Annotated in this window: 9 protein-coding genes, 2 tRNA genes and 2 rRNA genes; 2 read left to right on the forward strand and 11 right to left on the reverse strand. The window is 43.5% G+C overall.

Annotation, left to right across the window (positions count from 1 at the left end):
- Nucleotides 1-56: 56 nt before the first annotated feature.
- The 9 genes from DXX92_RS15170 to DXX92_RS15210 form a co-directional block, all read right to left on the reverse strand.
- Nucleotides 57-2,933 (reverse strand): 23S ribosomal RNA (locus DXX92_RS15170).
- Between the two features lie 366 nt (nt 2,934-3,299).
- Nucleotides 3,300-3,375: transfer RNA gene (locus DXX92_RS15175), tRNA-Ala, on the reverse strand.
- A 124-nt stretch (nt 3,376-3,499) separates the two neighbouring features.
- Nucleotides 3,500-3,576: transfer RNA gene (locus DXX92_RS15180), tRNA-Ile, on the reverse strand.
- A gap of 108 nt (nt 3,577-3,684) precedes the next feature.
- A 16S ribosomal RNA gene (locus DXX92_RS15185) occupies nt 3,685-5,227 on the reverse strand.
- Together the 16S and 23S rRNA genes with 2 tRNA genes alongside form the textbook arrangement of a ribosomal RNA operon.
- A gap of 718 nt (nt 5,228-5,945) precedes the next feature.
- Entirely contained in the window at nt 5,946-6,641 is a 696-nt protein-coding gene (locus DXX92_RS15190; protein ID WP_116001216.1) for a VpsP family polysaccharide biosynthesis protein, read from the reverse strand.
- Nucleotides 6,638-7,363: a tyrosine-protein phosphatase gene (locus DXX92_RS15195; protein WP_116001217.1), complete on the reverse strand. Its 726-nt coding sequence runs from the start codon at nt 7,361-7,363 to the stop codon at nt 6,638-6,640. Before DXX92_RS15195 ends, DXX92_RS15190 begins: the two co-directional genes overlap by 4 nt.
- 32 nt (nt 7,364-7,395) lie before the next feature.
- Entirely contained in the window at nt 7,396-9,597 is a 2,202-nt protein-coding gene (locus DXX92_RS15200; RefSeq protein WP_116001218.1) for a GumC family protein, read from the reverse strand.
- A gap of 7 nt (nt 9,598-9,604) precedes the next feature.
- Nucleotides 9,605-10,138 (reverse strand): polysaccharide biosynthesis/export family protein, encoded by a 534-nt coding sequence (locus tag DXX92_RS15205; protein ID WP_116001219.1) that lies wholly within the window; start codon nt 10,136-10,138, stop codon nt 9,605-9,607.
- Complete coding sequence (locus DXX92_RS15210; RefSeq protein ID WP_116001220.1) at nt 10,135-11,415, reverse strand: outer membrane beta-barrel protein; 1,281 nt, start codon at nt 11,413-11,415, stop codon at nt 10,135-10,137. The genes DXX92_RS15205 and DXX92_RS15210 overlap by 4 nt, the downstream gene beginning before the upstream one ends.
- A 210-nt stretch (nt 11,416-11,625) precedes the next feature.
- On the opposite strand from DXX92_RS15210, the gene DXX92_RS15215 reads away from it, so the two are divergent.
- Together DXX92_RS15215 and DXX92_RS15220 are read left to right on the forward strand one after the other, a co-directional pair.
- Nucleotides 11,626-13,029, forward strand: coding sequence for an undecaprenyl-phosphate glucose phosphotransferase (locus DXX92_RS15215; RefSeq protein ID WP_116001221.1), 1,404 nt, complete (start codon nt 11,626-11,628; stop codon nt 13,027-13,029).
- Nucleotides 13,030-13,118: 89 nt separating this feature from the next.
- Nucleotides 13,119-14,296 (forward strand): IS3 family transposase gene (locus DXX92_RS15220; protein ID WP_115999378.1). Its coding sequence is split into 2 segments (ribosomal slippage): nt 13,119-13,386 and nt 13,386-14,296, totalling 1,179 coding nucleotides; the frame shifts between segments, so codons are not numbered across the junction.
- A 65-nt stretch (nt 14,297-14,361) separates the two neighbouring features.
- Here the strand turns inward: DXX92_RS15220 and fcl are convergent.
- Both fcl and gmd read right to left on the reverse strand, forming a co-directional pair.
- The gene (gene fcl, locus DXX92_RS15225; RefSeq protein ID WP_116001222.1) at nt 14,362-15,342 is read right to left on the reverse strand and encodes a GDP-L-fucose synthase; all 981 of its coding nucleotides are present in this window, start codon (nt 15,340-15,342) and stop codon (nt 14,362-14,364) included.
- A 5-nt stretch (nt 15,343-15,347) separates the two neighbouring features.
- On the reverse strand, nt 15,348-16,472 hold the full coding sequence (gene gmd, locus DXX92_RS15230) for a GDP-mannose 4,6-dehydratase (protein ID WP_116001223.1): 1,125 nt from the start codon (nt 16,470-16,472) through the stop codon (nt 15,348-15,350).
- Nucleotides 16,473-16,474: the final 2 nt, after the last annotated feature.

Consider the following 16,474-nt stretch of genomic DNA (forward strand, 5'->3'; position numbering starts at 1 on the left):
CGTTAGTACGTGATTTTCTTTATTCTGTCAGTCTTACAAAACCATTTGGGTGTTGTATGGTTAAGCCTCACGGGCAATTAGTATCAGTTAGCTCAAGGCCTCGCAACCCTTACACACCTGACCTATCAACGTCGTAGTCTCCAACGACCCTTCAGGGGACTTAAAGTCCCAGTGAGAACTCATCTCAAAGCCTGCTTCCCGCTTAGATGCTTTCAGCGGTTATCAGTTCCGAACGTAGCTACCCGGCAATGCTTCTGGCGAAACAACCGGAACACCAGAGGTTCGTCCACTCCGGTCCTCTCGTACTAGGAGCAGCCCTCTTCAATTCTCAAACGCCCACGGCAGATAGGGACCGAACTGTCTCACGACGTTCTAAACCCAGCTCGCGTACCACTTTAAATGGCGAACAGCCATACCCTTGGGACCGACTTCAGCCCCAGGATGTGATGAGCCGACATCGAGGTGCCAAACACCGCCGTCGATATGAACTCTTGGGCGGTATCAGCCTGTTATCCCCGGAGTACCTTTTATCCGTTGAGCGATGGCCCTTCCATACAGAACCACCGGATCACTATGACCTGCTTTCGCACCTGCTCGACGTGTCTGTCTCGCAGTTAAGCTGGCTTATGCCATTGCACTAACCGTACGATGTCCGACCGTACTTAGCCAACCTTCGTGCTCCTCCGTTACGCTTTGGGAGGAGACCGCCCCAGTCAAACTACCCACCAGACAGTGTCCCCAACCGAGATAATCGGCCTAGGTTAGAACATCACGCATACAAGGGTGGTATTTCAAGGTTGGCTCCACTCACACTGGCGTGCAAGTTTCAAAGCCTCCCACCTATCCTACACATGTAGGAGCAATGTTCACTGTCAAGCTATAGTAAAGGTTCACGGGGTCTTTCCGTCTAGCCGCGGGTATACGGCATCTTAACCGCAATTTCAATTTCACTGAGTCTCGGGTGGAGACAGTGTGGCCATGATTACGCCATTCGTGCAGGTCGGAACTTACCCGACAAGGAATTTCGCTACCTTAGGACCGTTATAGTTACGGCCGCCGTTTACCGGGGCTTCGATCATGAGCTTCGCAGAGCTAACCCAATCAATTAACCTTCCGGCACCGGGCAGGCGTCACACCGTATACGTCATCTTTCGATTTTGCACAGTGCTGTGTTTTTAATAAACAGTTCCAGCCACCTGGTTACTTCGACCGACCTCAGCTTAGGGAGCAAGTCCCATCACCAGAGCCGGCGTACCTTCTCCCGAAGTTACGGTACTATTTTGCCTAGTTCCTTCACCCGAGTTCTCTCAAGCGCCTTAGTATTCTCTACCTAACCACCTGTGTCGGTTTGGGGTACGGTTCCTTTATATCTATGCTTAGAAGCTTTTCCTGGAAGCAGGGCATCAACAACTTCAACTCCGTAGAGTCTCGTCTCGTATCTCAGCCTTAAGAACCCGGATTTGCCTAAGTTCTCAGCCTACATACTTTCACATGGACAACCAACGCCATGCTTGCTTAGCCTTCTCCGTCCCTCCATCGCAATATAAAGAAGTACAGAAATATTAATCTGTTTCCCATCGACTACACCTCTCGGTCTCGCCTTAGGGGCCGACTTACCCTGCCCTGATTAACATGGGACAGGAAACCTTGGTCTTTCGGCGAGGGGGTTTTTCACCCCCTTTATCGTTACTCATGTCAGCATTCGCACTTCTGATACCTCCAGCATGCTTCTCAACACACCTTCAACGGCTTACAGAACGCTCCCCTACCACTCAAAATAAATTTTGAATCCGCAGCTTCGGTGCATAGTTTAGCCCCGTTACATCTTCCGCGCAGACCGACTCGACTAGTGAGCTATTACGCTTTCTTTAAAGGATGGCTGCTTCTAAGCCAACCTCCTAGCTGTCTATGCCTTTCCACATCGTTTCCCACTTAACTATGACTTTGGGACCTTAGCTGGCGGTCTGGGTTGTTTCCCTCTTCACTACGGACGTTAGCACCCATAGTGTGTCTCCCGGATAGTACTCATTGGTATTCGGAGTTTGCAAAGGGTTGGTAAGTCGGGATGACCCCCTAGCCTTAACAGTGCTCTACCCCCAATGGTATTCGTCCGAGGCTCTACCTAAATAGATTTCGGGGAGAACCAGCTATCTCCCGGCTTGATTAGCCTTTCACTCCGACCCACAGGTCATCACCGCATTTTTCAACATACGTGTGTTCGGTCCTCCAGTTGGTGTTACCCAACCTTCAACCTGCCCATGGGTAGATCGCCGGGTTTCGGGTCTATACCCTGCAACTAAACGCGCAGTTAACACTCGCTTTCGCTACGGCTCCCCTAATCGGTTAACCTTGCTACAGAATATAAGTCGCTGACCCATTATACAAAAGGTACGCAGTCACCCGAAGGCTTCCACTGCTTGTACGTATACGGTTTCAGGTTCTATTTCACTCCCCTCACAGGGGTTCTTTTCGCCTTTCCCTCACGGTACTGGTTCACTATCGGTCAGTTAGGAGTATTTAGCCTTGGAGGATGGTCCCCCCATGTTCAGTCAACATTTCACGTGTGCCGACCTACTCGATTTCACTTATGTTTGTCTTCGTGTACGGGGCTATCACCCTGTATCGCCAAGCTTTCCAGCTTGTTCCACTAACGCCCATAAGCTTAAGGGCTAATTCCCGTTCGCTCGCCGCTACTAAGGAAATCTCGGTTGATTTCTTTTCCTCGGGGTACTTAGATGTTTCAGTTCTCCCGGTTCGCCTCATTAAGCTATGTATTCACTTAATGATACTTGCTTATGCAAGTGGGTTTCCCCATTCAGAAATCCTAGGTTATAACGGTTTTTATCACCTTACCTAGGCTTATCGCAGATTAACACGTCTTTCATCGCCTCTAACTGCCAAGGCATCCACCATATACGCTTAGTCACTTAACCATACAACCCCAAATAGTTTTCGTATTTAAGTCATCAAGAGACAAATCTTGATGCTAATGTATGACTGACATTTTCACGTACTCATTATCCATTCTTAAAAAGAACAGTAATGGAGTATGCTTGAATTAGATTGATAAATGATAAGGAAAAATCATTTATCAGGTTTGATGTTTACAGCGCGACACTGTAATCATCATTCGAGATAATCATTAGTAAATAATAACTATCTCGGGATATATATCAGCTTTCCAAATTGTTAAAGAACTTCAAATCAGCGCACATTCGGCTCATTTGTGGTTAAAAAAACCAAATTGAAAATATCATCTAGATACCTTTAATTTGGTTTCTCATTCTTATGCGAAGAAGTGGTGGAGCTAAGCAGGATCGAACTGCTGACCTCCTGCGTGCAAGGCAGGCGCTCTCCCAGCTGAGCTATAGCCCCTTTATTTTCTCAATAAAGAGTGGGTACATGTTGGTCAAGCTTCAATTCAAGCTAATCAAGGCGGTTGATGCCGACGTTTAGTTCGCTAAACGAGGTAACAATCAACGCTGAGTAGCAAAGAATTTGGTAGGTCTGGGCAGACTTGAACTGCCGACCTCACCCTTATCAGGGGTGCGCTCTAACCAGCTGAGCTACAGACCTATTATCTCAATTAAGAGGCGTCCGAAGCTTACATGTTAGGACTTCTTCTTACGTTTGTTATCAATGCAATGTGTGTGAACACTCAACATGAAGCGTTTTACTTCAAGATAAGGAGGTGATCCAACCCCAGGTTCCCCTAGGGTTACCTTGTTACGACTTCACCCCAGTCATGAATCACAAAGTGGTGACCGTCCTCCCGAAGGTTAAACTAGCCACTTCTTTTGCAACCCACTCCCATGGTGTGACGGGCGGTGTGTACAAGGCCCGGGAACGTATTCACCGCGACATTCTGATTCGCGATTACTAGCGATTCCGACTTCATGGAGTCGAGTTGCAGACTCCAATCCGGACTACGACGTACTTTCTGGGATTCGCTCCACCTCGCGGTCTTGCTGCCCTCTGTATACGCCATTGTAGCACGTGTGTAGCCCATCCCGTAAGGGCCATGATGACTTGACGTCGTCCCCACCTTCCTCCGGTTTATCACCGGCAGTCTCCTTAGAGTTCCCGACATTACTCGCTGGCAAATAAGGATAGGGGTTGCGCTCGTTGCGGGACTTAACCCAACATTTCACAACACGAGCTGACGACAGCCATGCAGCACCTGTCTCAGAGTTCCCGAAGGCACTAATCTATCTCTAGAAAATTCTCTGGATGTCAAGGGATGGTAAGGTTCTTCGCGTTGCATCGAATTAAACCACATGCTCCACCGCTTGTGCGGGCCCCCGTCAATTCATTTGAGTTTTAACCTTGCGGCCGTACTCCCCAGGCGGTCAACTTAGCGCGTTAGCTACGCTACTCACGTTTCAAGAACACAAACAGCTAGTTGACATCGTTTACGGCGTGGACTACCAGGGTATCTAATCCTGTTCGCTCCCCACGCTTTCGTGCCTCAGCGTCAGTATCTGTCCAGGTGGCCGCCTTCGCCACTGATGTTCCTTCCAATCTCTACGCATTTCACCGCTACACTGGAAATTCCACCACCCTCTACAGTACTCTAGTCAAACAGTTCCAAATGCAGTTCCGAGGTTAAGCCCCGGGATTTCACATCTGGCTTATCAAACCGCCTACGCACGCTTTACGCCCAGTAATTCCGATTAACGCTCGCACCCTCCGTATTACCGCGGCTGCTGGCACGGAGTTAGCCGGTGCTTCTTCTGTCGCTAACGTCACAGCTAGCAGATATTACCTACTAACCTTTCCTCACGACTGAAAGTGCTTTACAACCCGAAGGCCTTCTTCACACACGCGGCATGGCTGCATCAGGGTTTCCCCCATTGTGCAATATTCCCCACTGCTGCCTCCCGTAGGAGTCTGGGCCGTGTCTCAGTCCCAGTGTGGCTGATCATCCTCTCAAACCAGCTAGAGATCGTCGCCTTGGTAGGCCTTTACCCCACCAACTAGCTAATCTCACTTGGGCTAATCTTTTGGCACGAGGCCCGAAGGTCCCCCGCTTTGGTCCGTAAACATTATGCGGTATTAGCAGTCGTTTCCAACTGTTGTCCCCCACCAAAAGGCATATTCCCAAGCATTACTCACCCGTCCGCCGCTCGACGCCAAAGGAGCAAGCTCCTCTTCGTTTCCGCTCGACTTGCATGTGTTAAGCCTGCCGCCAGCGTTCAATCTGAGCCATGATCAAACTCTTCAATTAAAATCGTTTGTGAGACATCAGTCTCGGCTCAATGAATTCTGTACAAATAAAACTTATATAAAAGTAGTTCTTGCATGAGTTCACTGAGTTAATTTTTGCTAAGACAAGCTTAGCTATATTTGTAAATATCAACATCATGTGAATGCTCACACAAATTGCATGATAACTAATTGTTAAAGAACTGAATCTTGCGATTCAAACAAAACATCGCACTCGTGTTTTGTGGTTGCTCTCTCGTTGAGAGCGGATGCGCATTTTACGCCTCCTAGTTTTGATGTCAACAACTTTTTGAAAAAATCTTCAATTCATTTTTCTATGTTATCTGACCCGTTTATTTAGCAAACTTGCTAACTAAACTTATCAAAACACTTCGTTGGGCTGTCCCGTGGAAGTGGATGCGCATTTTAGAGATTTTTAGCTGGGCGTCAACACCTTTTTGAAAGTTTTTTGATATTTTCATTTATTAGTTCAATTTACACACAAACAATGTGTTTATTGGACAAAATTAGAACGGGAGGTATCTAAATCAGCTATTTTCAGGTATCTAAATATAAAAGAAGTAAACAACAATAGTTTTGAGAGCCTAACACTTAACCAATAAAAATGAGCTGTATTTCTCACTACATTGATAGCAATTTACCTATTTAAGCGTAGGTTACACTCAAGTTTTGTAAAATGGGCTATAAACTGTTACCTAAAGAATTAGTTGGAGATATGCTTAGCTGCAAAAGTAGGTATTAAATTGCTCTGCTAAATTCAAATCATATTGAATCCAACTACAAGCCAATCGCTGCGCTTGGTGCCTTTCTATGATATTCACCGCTGAGCGATGATACTCTTTATCATGGCTACCTAACATAGCTCTTAAGTGTTTCCGAATAGGCTTAATCAATTTAGCGGTATACTGGTGTTTTTGTTGATAAAGATGCAAGCCAATTTCCAACCAAGCTTCATGTACTTCTTTGCGATTAGGGCCAAAACGTTCTGCTTGATATAAGAAATACAACATTTCTTCGTCGAATTCATTAAGCCGCCACTTTAAAATCGCTAATGTTGCCCACGTAACTGGCCATGTCGGGCGATATTGAGTTGCTTCAAGATACAATAACTTCGCTTTTGAAAGGTCTTCTATTTGATTCAAAGTGATACCTTGCCACTCCCAAATTAATGCTTCAGTTAACAAGTAATGAGGATTGTTTGGGTGTATCGAATTAGCTTTCTGAGCACTCATTAGCGCAGATTGAAGCGACTCTTGGCTTGGTATTAACTTCTCTTTTCGCCAATATTCAGCGGCATTGTGGGCAGCTAAGTAGCTTAAGTTCGCTCTACCTATTTGTATTGCTTGCCAAGCCATCAATAACAATAGTGAAGATAGTACTACTAAACCGGCTTTACGAAACCATGCTGGTATCACGTAAACATACTCTCAGCGATTAGTTGAGGATTTGTAACAAACAATAGATTCGCGACCTCTTCCCCAAAAAGACTAGAAACAGATTGATAGGCTTGCGACATTTTTGGCGGCCTGCGTTTCATACTATGCATATCGGAGGCTACTATTGCAGCTTTGTTGTCCTTTATGATTTGTTCAGCAATTGATTGGGCGTGTTCACCAAAGTCGCCAGTGATGGAAGAAGCGGTAAGTTGAAACAAACAACCTGTTTTTGCCAGCCGTTTAAACTTTTGATAATCAGCTTGAATATCTCGATTGCGTTCAGGGTGGGCTATTAACGGTATGATACTTTGGTTTATCAGCCATTTTATTAGCTGCTCGGTTCCTGCTGGTATATGGCTATGTGGTAACTCAAGCAGCATAACGCTATGCCCATGCCACTGTCCAAGTAGAGGTAATGCTTGTTGCTTTGCAAGCAACATAATTTCGGGACAAATACGAATTTCTGCAGCAAAAGCGAGTTTAATAGGAAGTGACACTACTTGTTCATGATCGATAACTTGTTGGTGTATAGCGGCAATATTACTTAAGGTGTTGTCAAACCGACCAAGTTGAATATGAGGCGTAGCGATAAGATGCGAGATACCGTCATCAACCGCCGCTTTCAATAAAGCAACAGTATCATCTATTGATTGTGCACCATCGTCAATTCCAGGTAAGACATGGCTGTGTAGGTCATACATACAAAACTCTACTAGTTAAAAAACCACAACTTCTAAGATGCTTTCTGAGCTTGTTCAGTGTTGTAACCATATTGGTCATAGTAGCCGTGGTATTCGCCATATTTAGCCGCTTTATCCAGATCAACTTGATTAAGCACAATACCGTCAATTCTACCTGCCATTGCACCCAATCTCGATAAACCTTGCTTGATAACACGTTGACGTGTGCTATCAGCCTTAACAACATAGATTAACGAGTCGGCTTGCTGAGTAATAATTATCGCATCGCTTACTGCTTGCGTCGGCGCTGTATCAATGACAATACGATCGTATTGCTCTTGTGCTTTCTCAATAAAGTCGGCTAAAGCTTGCGATGCCAGAAGCTCTTGTGGAGTAGTTGTCAATGTGCCAGCTGTTAGTACGTCAATACCTGATTCTTCGTCTCTGACTACACATTCTTCCACTCGATGAGTGCCACTTAGAACATTAGATAAACCTTCTTGATAAGCTGGCAAGTCGAATCGCTTAGCAACCGATGGACGGCGCATATCGGCATCAATTAGTAGTACCTTTTCTAATTGACCAAGTGCAAAAGCCAAATTTATCGATACGGTTGTTTTTCCTTCCCCAGGCACTGATGACGTTACCGAAACAACTTTCACATTTTTATCAATATTCGTTAACAATAAGCTGGTTCGCAAAGTACGTATAGATTCTGAAAAAGCATGCTGCTCTTTGTCGAAATAATGGCGTAAAGGTAGCGCATTACTTTTCAATTTTTTCTGTTTCGGTAATAAGCCTAACATACGCTGCTTAAGCTGTTGCTCGATATCTTCAACCGATCGAATACCATCATTGAGATATTCATACACAAATACCATGCCCATACCGAGTAAAATACTCATGATAAAGGTAACGCCCACTATGACCCTTTTCCTCGGGCTGAAAGGAATAATTGGAGCGATAGCTGGATCGATAATACGTGCATTGGCGGACTCAAACTCTCCGACTTCTTTGGTTTCTTTAAAGCGAGTGAAAAAAGCGTCATACAATTGCTGATTACTGGCTACTTCGCGTTTTAGTTCTTGTTGGCGGCTGTCCAGTCTAGAAAGCTCTCGATAATGAGTTCCTTTATCTTTGATAGCAATTTCTAGATTTTGAACGTCTACTGATAGCTTCTTGTACTCGTTACTGATGCCCGATATCAACAAGCTAACTTGGCTCGCTAAATTATCTTCTGCAGAAGAAAGTTCAAGTTGTGCGGCAATCATTATTGGGTGTTTGGGGCCATACACCCCTTTTAATTCTGAGATTTTGGTTTTGCTGTTTTGAACAGCTTCGCTAACTTTGATGATCAGCGCGTGGTTTAATACGTCAGGTAGGGCAATTAGCGAACCTAAGCTCCCCTGATTTCGTTGAATTAAATTAAAAATATTTTCACTTTGTTGCAACTTTTGGCGCGCGACAGATAGCTGCTGATTGAGTTCTTGAAGTTCTCTTGCTTCAATACTTTTTACACCGTCAATATCAACCAGCTCTTCTTGGTTTTGATAGGCCAGCAAGTTATCTTCTGAGTCATCAAGCTTTTGCTTTAACACGGCTAAGCGTTCATTAAGCCAACTCGACGCGCGCTCGGTCATCATTAATTGAGATTCCAAGTGGCTTTCTATATACACTTCGGCATGTGTATTAACGATTAACGCAGACAATTTGGGCGAAGCGGCTTCGAACGAAATTTTTACCAGTTGAGTATTTCGTACTGGTGCAATTGACAATCGGCGTAAGTATTCGTCGACAACTGCTCGCATTGTTTTATGATGTAACTCATCTACGGTATATGCCTGCTTCTTACCCACATTGATGGCAAGAAACTGTTTAACGAAGCTAACGGGTGAAAACCCCTCTTTTTCATCAACTATAAACTCTTGATGAGTCGCTAATTTGAGTTTTTCGACAACACGCTGAGCAATAAGACGCGACTTTAGAATTTCAAATTGTGTAAACAAGTATTCTCGACGGCCTGAGTCAATACCATAAACTTCTTCAATAGAGACTACATTCGCTTTTTCAGATTCGATCAATAATGTAGCCGTTGCTTTGTATAAAGGGGTTATAGTGAATGTTATTAATGTAGCCAACAACGTAAGTAAAAATGCTAGACTAAAAATCCCCCACTTGTAGCGCTTCAATATGCGAAAGTAATGTTGAATTTCTGAATCTGAGCTAACGGGCTCATATGGTTTCACTTGTAACATAGCTGAACTAAAAATAACTTTGACGAACTGTGATTATGTCACCCGGCTGCACTAAAGCATTCGCTGTAACACTAACCGACGCTTGCTCAGGATCATTGCTTCGCACAATAAAAATTTTGGACAACGACGCGCGCTCAGTAAAGCCACCAGCCAAAGCTGCAGCTTTACTAACTGTTAAACCTGGCTGAAAAGGGTAACCACCGGGCTGCTTTACTTCACCATCAATAAAAAATGGTCGGTATTCAACGATAGTGACTGAGACATTTGGGTTAACTAAATAGTCACCTTTCAACCCAGCCAAAATATCTTGTTGTAGCTGGGTTAACGTTTTACCTGTCGCCTGAATTTGCCCTAAAAACGGGTATTCAATTTTTCCACTATCATCTAACAAGGTTTCAATCGAAAGGTCTGCTTGGCCAAAAACACTGATTTTAATGGTGTCACCTGAGCCAAGTTGGTAATCTCCGGCCGACTGAGCCTGGACACATAGCCAGCTTGTTAGTACCACAAAGCAGAAAGTCTTTAACAGCTTATTTATCATTTAAGAGCAACTCTTACACCCAGAGTGATTAGATCGCGATCATACTCCAAATTAGCACGAGTGCTGTCACGATCGTTGTTTACGTATTCAAGCGTGAAGCTCAACCAATATGACATGTCATAGTATGCTTTTAACACAAGTCCATTGTTATCATCATCACGAATTTCACCGACATCGCCTTCGTAAATGTCTTCACTGTAACGATACAATGCTTCGGTGCTGAATCGGTTATTCCAGTCATGCTGCCATGCCAGCTCGTGCGTGGTATTTATCACAAAGTAACCTTGACCATTTCGTCCGGGCACGAAGAACCCCTCACCATTGGTTTCCTGGGTTGAACGGCCTGTACTTAACTTAAAACGAGAATAAGTTTTCGGTTCCCATTGCACTTGCGCATCCCATTCAAAGCCTGAATGATCTTCTCGAGAGTTTAAATCGAAGTTTTTGTCTTTATAGCCTACTTTCGCATAACCAGTTGTTAGTGCAGTTGCTTCCCACTTAACACCCAGTAAATATTGCATTTCAACACTAGACAATTCGTTTTCTGGTGTGCGAGTAAAGTCGTAATCAACATCTAAACGCACCGCTTCAAATGTTAAATCAGTAGCTGAGCCTACACGGTAGTATAGCTTCGCCAGCATTTGATCTGTTTGGCGATCACGCTCACGGGTTCTGTCTATCGGGTTACCACTTGCATCGACTACAAAACGCGCGTCATAGTTGTTATCTAAAAGTCCATATTCAAATTGCAGCCTTAAATCCGCTTCAACTATGCCATAGTTGTATTCTAAATTAGTATAAAACTGCTGATATGTGTCAGGCTCTGTTAACCCTTCGCCCGTACCAATAGAAAAGCGGCTACCTCTCTCGTCATGGCTGTCAATATAACCACCTTGTAAGACAAAACGATGGCGACTGTTAATTTCATAATTAACTTTGCCTGAAATGTCATGATCCGTGTAAGAGTCTTCATCACTGGCATGAAAAGCACCATGTGCTAACACATAATCCAATTGATAGCTGTTTTTACCAAATTCACCAAATTGTTTGCTGTAACTTACACTTGGCTCGTAAATAGTTGCCCAAGAACTAATATCGTCAATATCCGAGCTGGCTACATTATCATCATAACGCTGATACACTTTGATTAGCGGAGTAAACTGCCCACCAGAGACTTCAATACTTTGATCTTGTCGATCGTCTTCATTAATGATTGCTGAGTGAGCATGGCCTGCGAATAGGCTCCCCATTATTGCAGCCAACGGAAATACGCGCATTGCTTTCCCTTTAAATTTTATTCTTATTATTCCAATATATTAACGCTGTTGATTATACAGACAAATGCTAACAATTGAAGTAGTAAGGGTTAGCGAGAAGTGTTAAATTATTTGACACTATCTTTATGATTTATTTTATATTTTGACTTACGAATGTGCACCAAGCAAAATAACTAGCCCTGTACTTGATAACAATATTTTTACAAAAACATGTACAATGGCTTACTTACTACGATTCAAAGCAGCTTCTCAGCACTATACCGACTGGTCGACCTAGTCGTTATCTCAGGTTTATTCTTAATTATCCTGTTAACCAAACAAATTACTTTAGATATCAACTACCTAGTAGTGCTATTGCTTGCACTTTCAAGCTTTCTATTTCTTAGCCAAACCTTTGAGCTATATCGTTCATGGCGAACATCTACTACGTTCACCATGATGGCATATACTAGCCTAGTTTGGGGGCTAACTTGTACGATACTTATCACCCTTGCCTACTTCACCAAAACAGGGGCAATTTATTCACGATTGGCAATTGGCCTTTGGTTCATTTCTACCCTAATCGCGCTAAATATTTGGCGGGTAATTTTTCGCGCTATTTTATTTAAGTTTCGCCGCACAGGTCTGAATTTAAAAAAAGTCGTTATTGTAGGTTTAACCAATGCAGGCGATAAACTAGCAAAACAAATTAAGGAAAACCCAGAACTTGGCCTTGAACTCCTTGGTTTTTACGATGATAGGGATCCTAGCCGATTTAACGGTAACGGAGACCATACGCTATTAGGGGCTATCGACGACGCGATTGCCCTCGCCAAACAAAACAACGATATTGACCATATTTACATCGCCTTGCCCATGAAGGCAGAAGAGCGTATTCAAACGATATTAACCGGCTTTAGCGACTCGACAGCAACCGTTCATATTATTCCAGACTTTTTCATTTACAACTTACTCCATGCTCGTTGGCAACATATTGGCACCATGCAAACACTTAGCGTATTCGATACTCCATTTGAAGGGTTTAGTAAGTCACTTAAACGACTTGAAGACATAGTTTTAACCTTGCTGATTTTCCCCTTTACAGCAATTCCAATGTTAGTGATTGCCTGCGCGGTAAAATTGACATCTAAAGGGCCTATTTTATTTAAGCAAAATCGCTACGGGTTAGACGGTCAAGAAATCAACGTATATAAATTTCGCAGTATGCAGTTAGTGCCCAAAACTGAAGGAAAAGTTGTACAAGCAACTCGATTTGACGCCAGAGTGACCAAAGTTGGCGCTTTTATTCGCCGTACCTCATTAGATGAACTCCCACAACTCTTTAATGTGCTAAAAGGTGAAATGTCGCTAGTTGGCCCGCGTCCCCATGCCGTTGAACACAACGAAGAATATCGCTCATTAATCGGTGGTTATATGTTGCGACATAAAGTTAAGCCTGGCATAACCGGTTGGGCGCAAGTTAATGGCTGGCGAGGAGAAACAGACACGTTGGATAAAATGACTAAACGAGTAGAATATGATTTATTTTATATTCAAAACTGGTCACTGATGTTTGACCTAAGAATTCTAGTGCACACCTTGTTTACAGGCTTTGTGAATAAAAACGCTTATTAGTTTTCAGCTAATAAGTGTAGTGGTATAACAAATTTGGCCACCTAGTTAGAGGTGGTATCATCACCTCATAAAATTGATTAGGTGACAAAATGACAAGAACAGGCAAACGTAATTTCACACCAGAATTTCGATTAGAAGCTGCTCAATTAGTTGTTGATCAAGGTTATTCCGTTCGAGAAGCAGCAGAAGCGATGAGCGTTGGTAAGTCGACAATGGATAAGTGGGTGCGTCAGCTTCGTAATGAACGCAAAGGCATCACCAGCAAAGCCAGCCCAATGACACCAGAGCAGTGTAAGATTAAAGAGCTTGAGAAAAAGATAAAACGCATTGAATTAGAAAAGGAAATTCTAAAAAAGGCTACCGCTCTCTTGATGTCGGACTCGATGAACAATTTAAACTAATTAAACGACTCAAAGAGAGCTATGCGGAATTCACCATTTGCCAAACATTTAATGTTCATCGCAGTAGCTTTAAGTATTGGAATAAGCGCTCTAAGAAGCCGAATAGCAAGCAATTAAAAGAAATCGCTGTCGTTAAGCAAATCCACCGTGAAAGTAATGGCTCAGCGGGTTCTCGTACAATATCCACGATAGCGATAGACCGTGGCTATGATATTTCACGTTTCAGGGCGACAGGCTATATGAAACGTTTAGGCTTGGTGAGTTGCCAGTTACCGAAGCACCGTTATAGAAAAGCAAATCAAGAGCATGTGGCGACACCTAACCATCTCAATCAGCAGTTTGATGTGGTTAAGCCGAATCAGGTTTGGTGCGGTGATGTTACGTATATCTGGGTTGGCAATCGCTGGGCTTATTTAGCAGTTGTTATTGATTTATTTGCGAGAAAACCGATTGGTTGGGCAATGTCACTATCGCCTGATACAGCATTGACGAGCAAAGCACTGATGATGGCTTATGAGATGCGTGGTAAGCCTAAAGGTGTGATGTTCCATAGCGACCAAGGGACGCATTACACCAGCCGAAGCTACCGTCAATTGCTATGGCGTTGTCAGATAAAGCAAAGCATGAGTCGCCGTGGTAATTGTTGGGATAATAGCCCGATGGAGCGATTCTTTAGAAGTTTAAAAACAGAATGGATACCCACAACGGGTTACCGTTCCTTTACTGAAGCTAGAGCTGAAATAACACATTATATTGTTGGTTATTACAGCTCAGTTAGGCCGCATCACTACAATGCTGGTTTAACCCCAAATGAGTCAGAGAAAAGATACTGGCTTGAATACAAAACCGTGGCCAATTTAAGTTGACCACTACAAAGCTAAGCCATTGTCAAAATTCACAAATTTAGCCTGTATCCTAGGTTTAAAATATATCAGTGGCTTCTGGCCTGCTCAACGTTATCAACATACCATTGATAAGCATGAGCTAGGCCTTCTTGCAAGCTAATCTGGTAACGCCAGCCCAAAGAGCTGAGTCGTGAAACGTCCATTAGCTTTCTCGGTACACCATCGGGTTTAGAAGTATCAAACGCAATTTCTCCATCAAAACCTACAACCTTAGCAACTGTTTCCACTAAGGTTTTAATTGTGCAATCTTCACCTGTTCCTACATTAATATGGCTAAGCATCTCTTGGGTACTTGCCTGATATTGTTTGTTGTCTAAGTTCATAACAAAGACACTGGCATCAGCCATATCGTCGACATGCAAAAATTCTCGCATCGGCTTGCCACTGCCCCATGCAACCACTTCACTATCACCTTGTATTTTTGCTTGATGAAATCGCTGAATAAGTGCAGGAATAACGTGCGAGTTCTCTGGATGATAATTATCATTGGAGCCATACAAGTTTGTCGGCATAACACTGCGATATTGCCGTCCATATTGTCGATTGTATGATTCGCACATCTTGATACCAGCAATCTTGGCAATTGCATAGGGCTCATTAGTTGGCTCTAACGTATTGGTTAACAACGCGGATTCGGCCATTGGCTGCAATGCTAGTTGGGGATAAATACATGACGAGCCAAGGAACAACAACTTATCTACGTCGGCTAGGTGGGCGCCGTGAATAATATTATTTTGAATAGCGAGGTTTTCATAAATAAATTCAGCAGGGTAAGTGTTATTGGCATGAATACCACCAACTTTCGCAGCTGCTAAATAAATTTGATCTATTTTTTGAGCAGCTAAAAATTCAAATACGGCTTGCTGATCAGTAAGGTCTAGCTGTTTTCTAGCACAAGTTACTAGTTCTATGCTGGGATCTAGCGCTAGCTTTCTAACCAATGCACTACCTACCATGCCTTTGTGACCTGCAACAAATACTCGTTGCTTTGGCTTAATATTGAGCATAGACACTAACGTTCCTCCGCCATGCTCACATCGAATCCATTAGACTTAAGTAAAGCGTGCTGTTTAGCAATAGCCAAATCATGCTGTACCATCTCCTGAACCATTGCCTCGAAACTAGTTTCAGGTTGCCAACCTAGCTTTTGCTTAGCCTTTGATGGATCGCCTAGCAGTGTTTCTACCTCAGCAGGTCGGAAGTATTTTTTATCAACTCGAACTATCACCTCGCCAGCTTTAACACTCGGCGCATGCTCAGACTTTACTGCTTTAACAACACCGATTTCATCTACTCCAGTACCTCGCCACTCAATACTAATCCCTAGTTCATCAGCCGCATGCTCAACAAACTGTCGAACAGAGTATTGTTTACCCGTTGCGATCACGAAGTCTTCTGGCTGTTCTTGTTGAAGCATCATCCATTGCATTTTTACATAATCGCGTGCATGTCCCCAATCGCGCAGCGCATCCATATTGCCCAAATACAAACAAGAATCTAATCCTTGAGCAATATTGGCTAACGCCCGCGTAATTTTGCGCGTAACAAAGGTTTCACCACGGCGAGGTGATTCATGATTAAACAAAATACCATTGCTGGCATGCAAGCCATACGCTTCGCGATAATTAACGACCATCCAGTATGCATACATTTTGGCAACGCCATAAGGTGATCTAGGATGAAAAGGTGTAGTTTCAGTTTGTGGAATTTCTTTCACTTGTCCGTATAACTCAGAAGTAGACGCTTGATAAAATCGTGTTTTCTTCTCTAACCCCAGAAAGCGAATGGCCTCTAGAAGCCTTAGAGTACCAATTGCGTCAACATCAGCAGTATACTCTGGGCTGTCAAACGAGACCGCTACATGGCTTTGCGCCCCTAAATTGTATACTTCATCTGGACGAATATCTGACAATAAGCGGGTTAAATTGGAAGTGTCAGTAAGATCTCCATAGTGTAAGTAGAAACTTTTGTTATCCAGATGAGGGTCTTGATAGATGTGGTCAATTCGCTCAGTGTTAAAGCTCGATGCCCGACGCTTGATACCATGCACATCATAACCTTTTTCCAACAGGAATTCAGCTAAATAAGAGCCATCTTGCCCAGTTACCCCTGTGATCAACGCGACTTTCTTACTCATAC

The sequence above is a fragment of the Thalassotalea euphylliae genome, assembly GCF_003390395.1.
GTDB classification, from domain to species: domain Bacteria; phylum Pseudomonadota; class Gammaproteobacteria; order Enterobacterales; family Alteromonadaceae; genus Thalassotalea_F; species Thalassotalea_F euphylliae_C.

Bases quoted from the DNA above. Each gene is read 5' to 3' on its own strand.
- fcl (WP_116001222.1), bottom strand. From the start codon at position 15,342: ATGCTCAATATTAAGCCAAAGCAACGAGTATTTGTTGCAGGTCACAAA.
- DXX92_RS15210 (WP_116001220.1), bottom strand. From the start codon at position 11,415: ATGCGCGTATTTCCGTTGGCTGCAATAATGGGGAGCCTATTCGCAGGC.
- gmd (WP_116001223.1), bottom strand. From the start codon at position 16,472: ATGAGTAAGAAAGTCGCGTTGATCACAGGGGTAACTGGGCAAGATGGC.
- DXX92_RS15205 (WP_116001219.1), bottom strand. From the start codon at position 10,138: ATGATAAATAAGCTGTTAAAGACTTTCTGCTTTGTGGTACTAACAAGC.
- DXX92_RS15215 (WP_116001221.1), top strand. From the start codon at position 11,626: ATGTACAATGGCTTACTTACTACGATTCAAAGCAGCTTCTCAGCACTA.
- DXX92_RS15195 (WP_116001217.1), bottom strand. From the start codon at position 7,363: ATGTATGACCTACACAGCCATGTCTTACCTGGAATTGACGATGGTGCA.
- DXX92_RS15200 (WP_116001218.1), bottom strand. From the start codon at position 9,597: ATGTTACAAGTGAAACCATATGAGCCCGTTAGCTCAGATTCAGAAATT.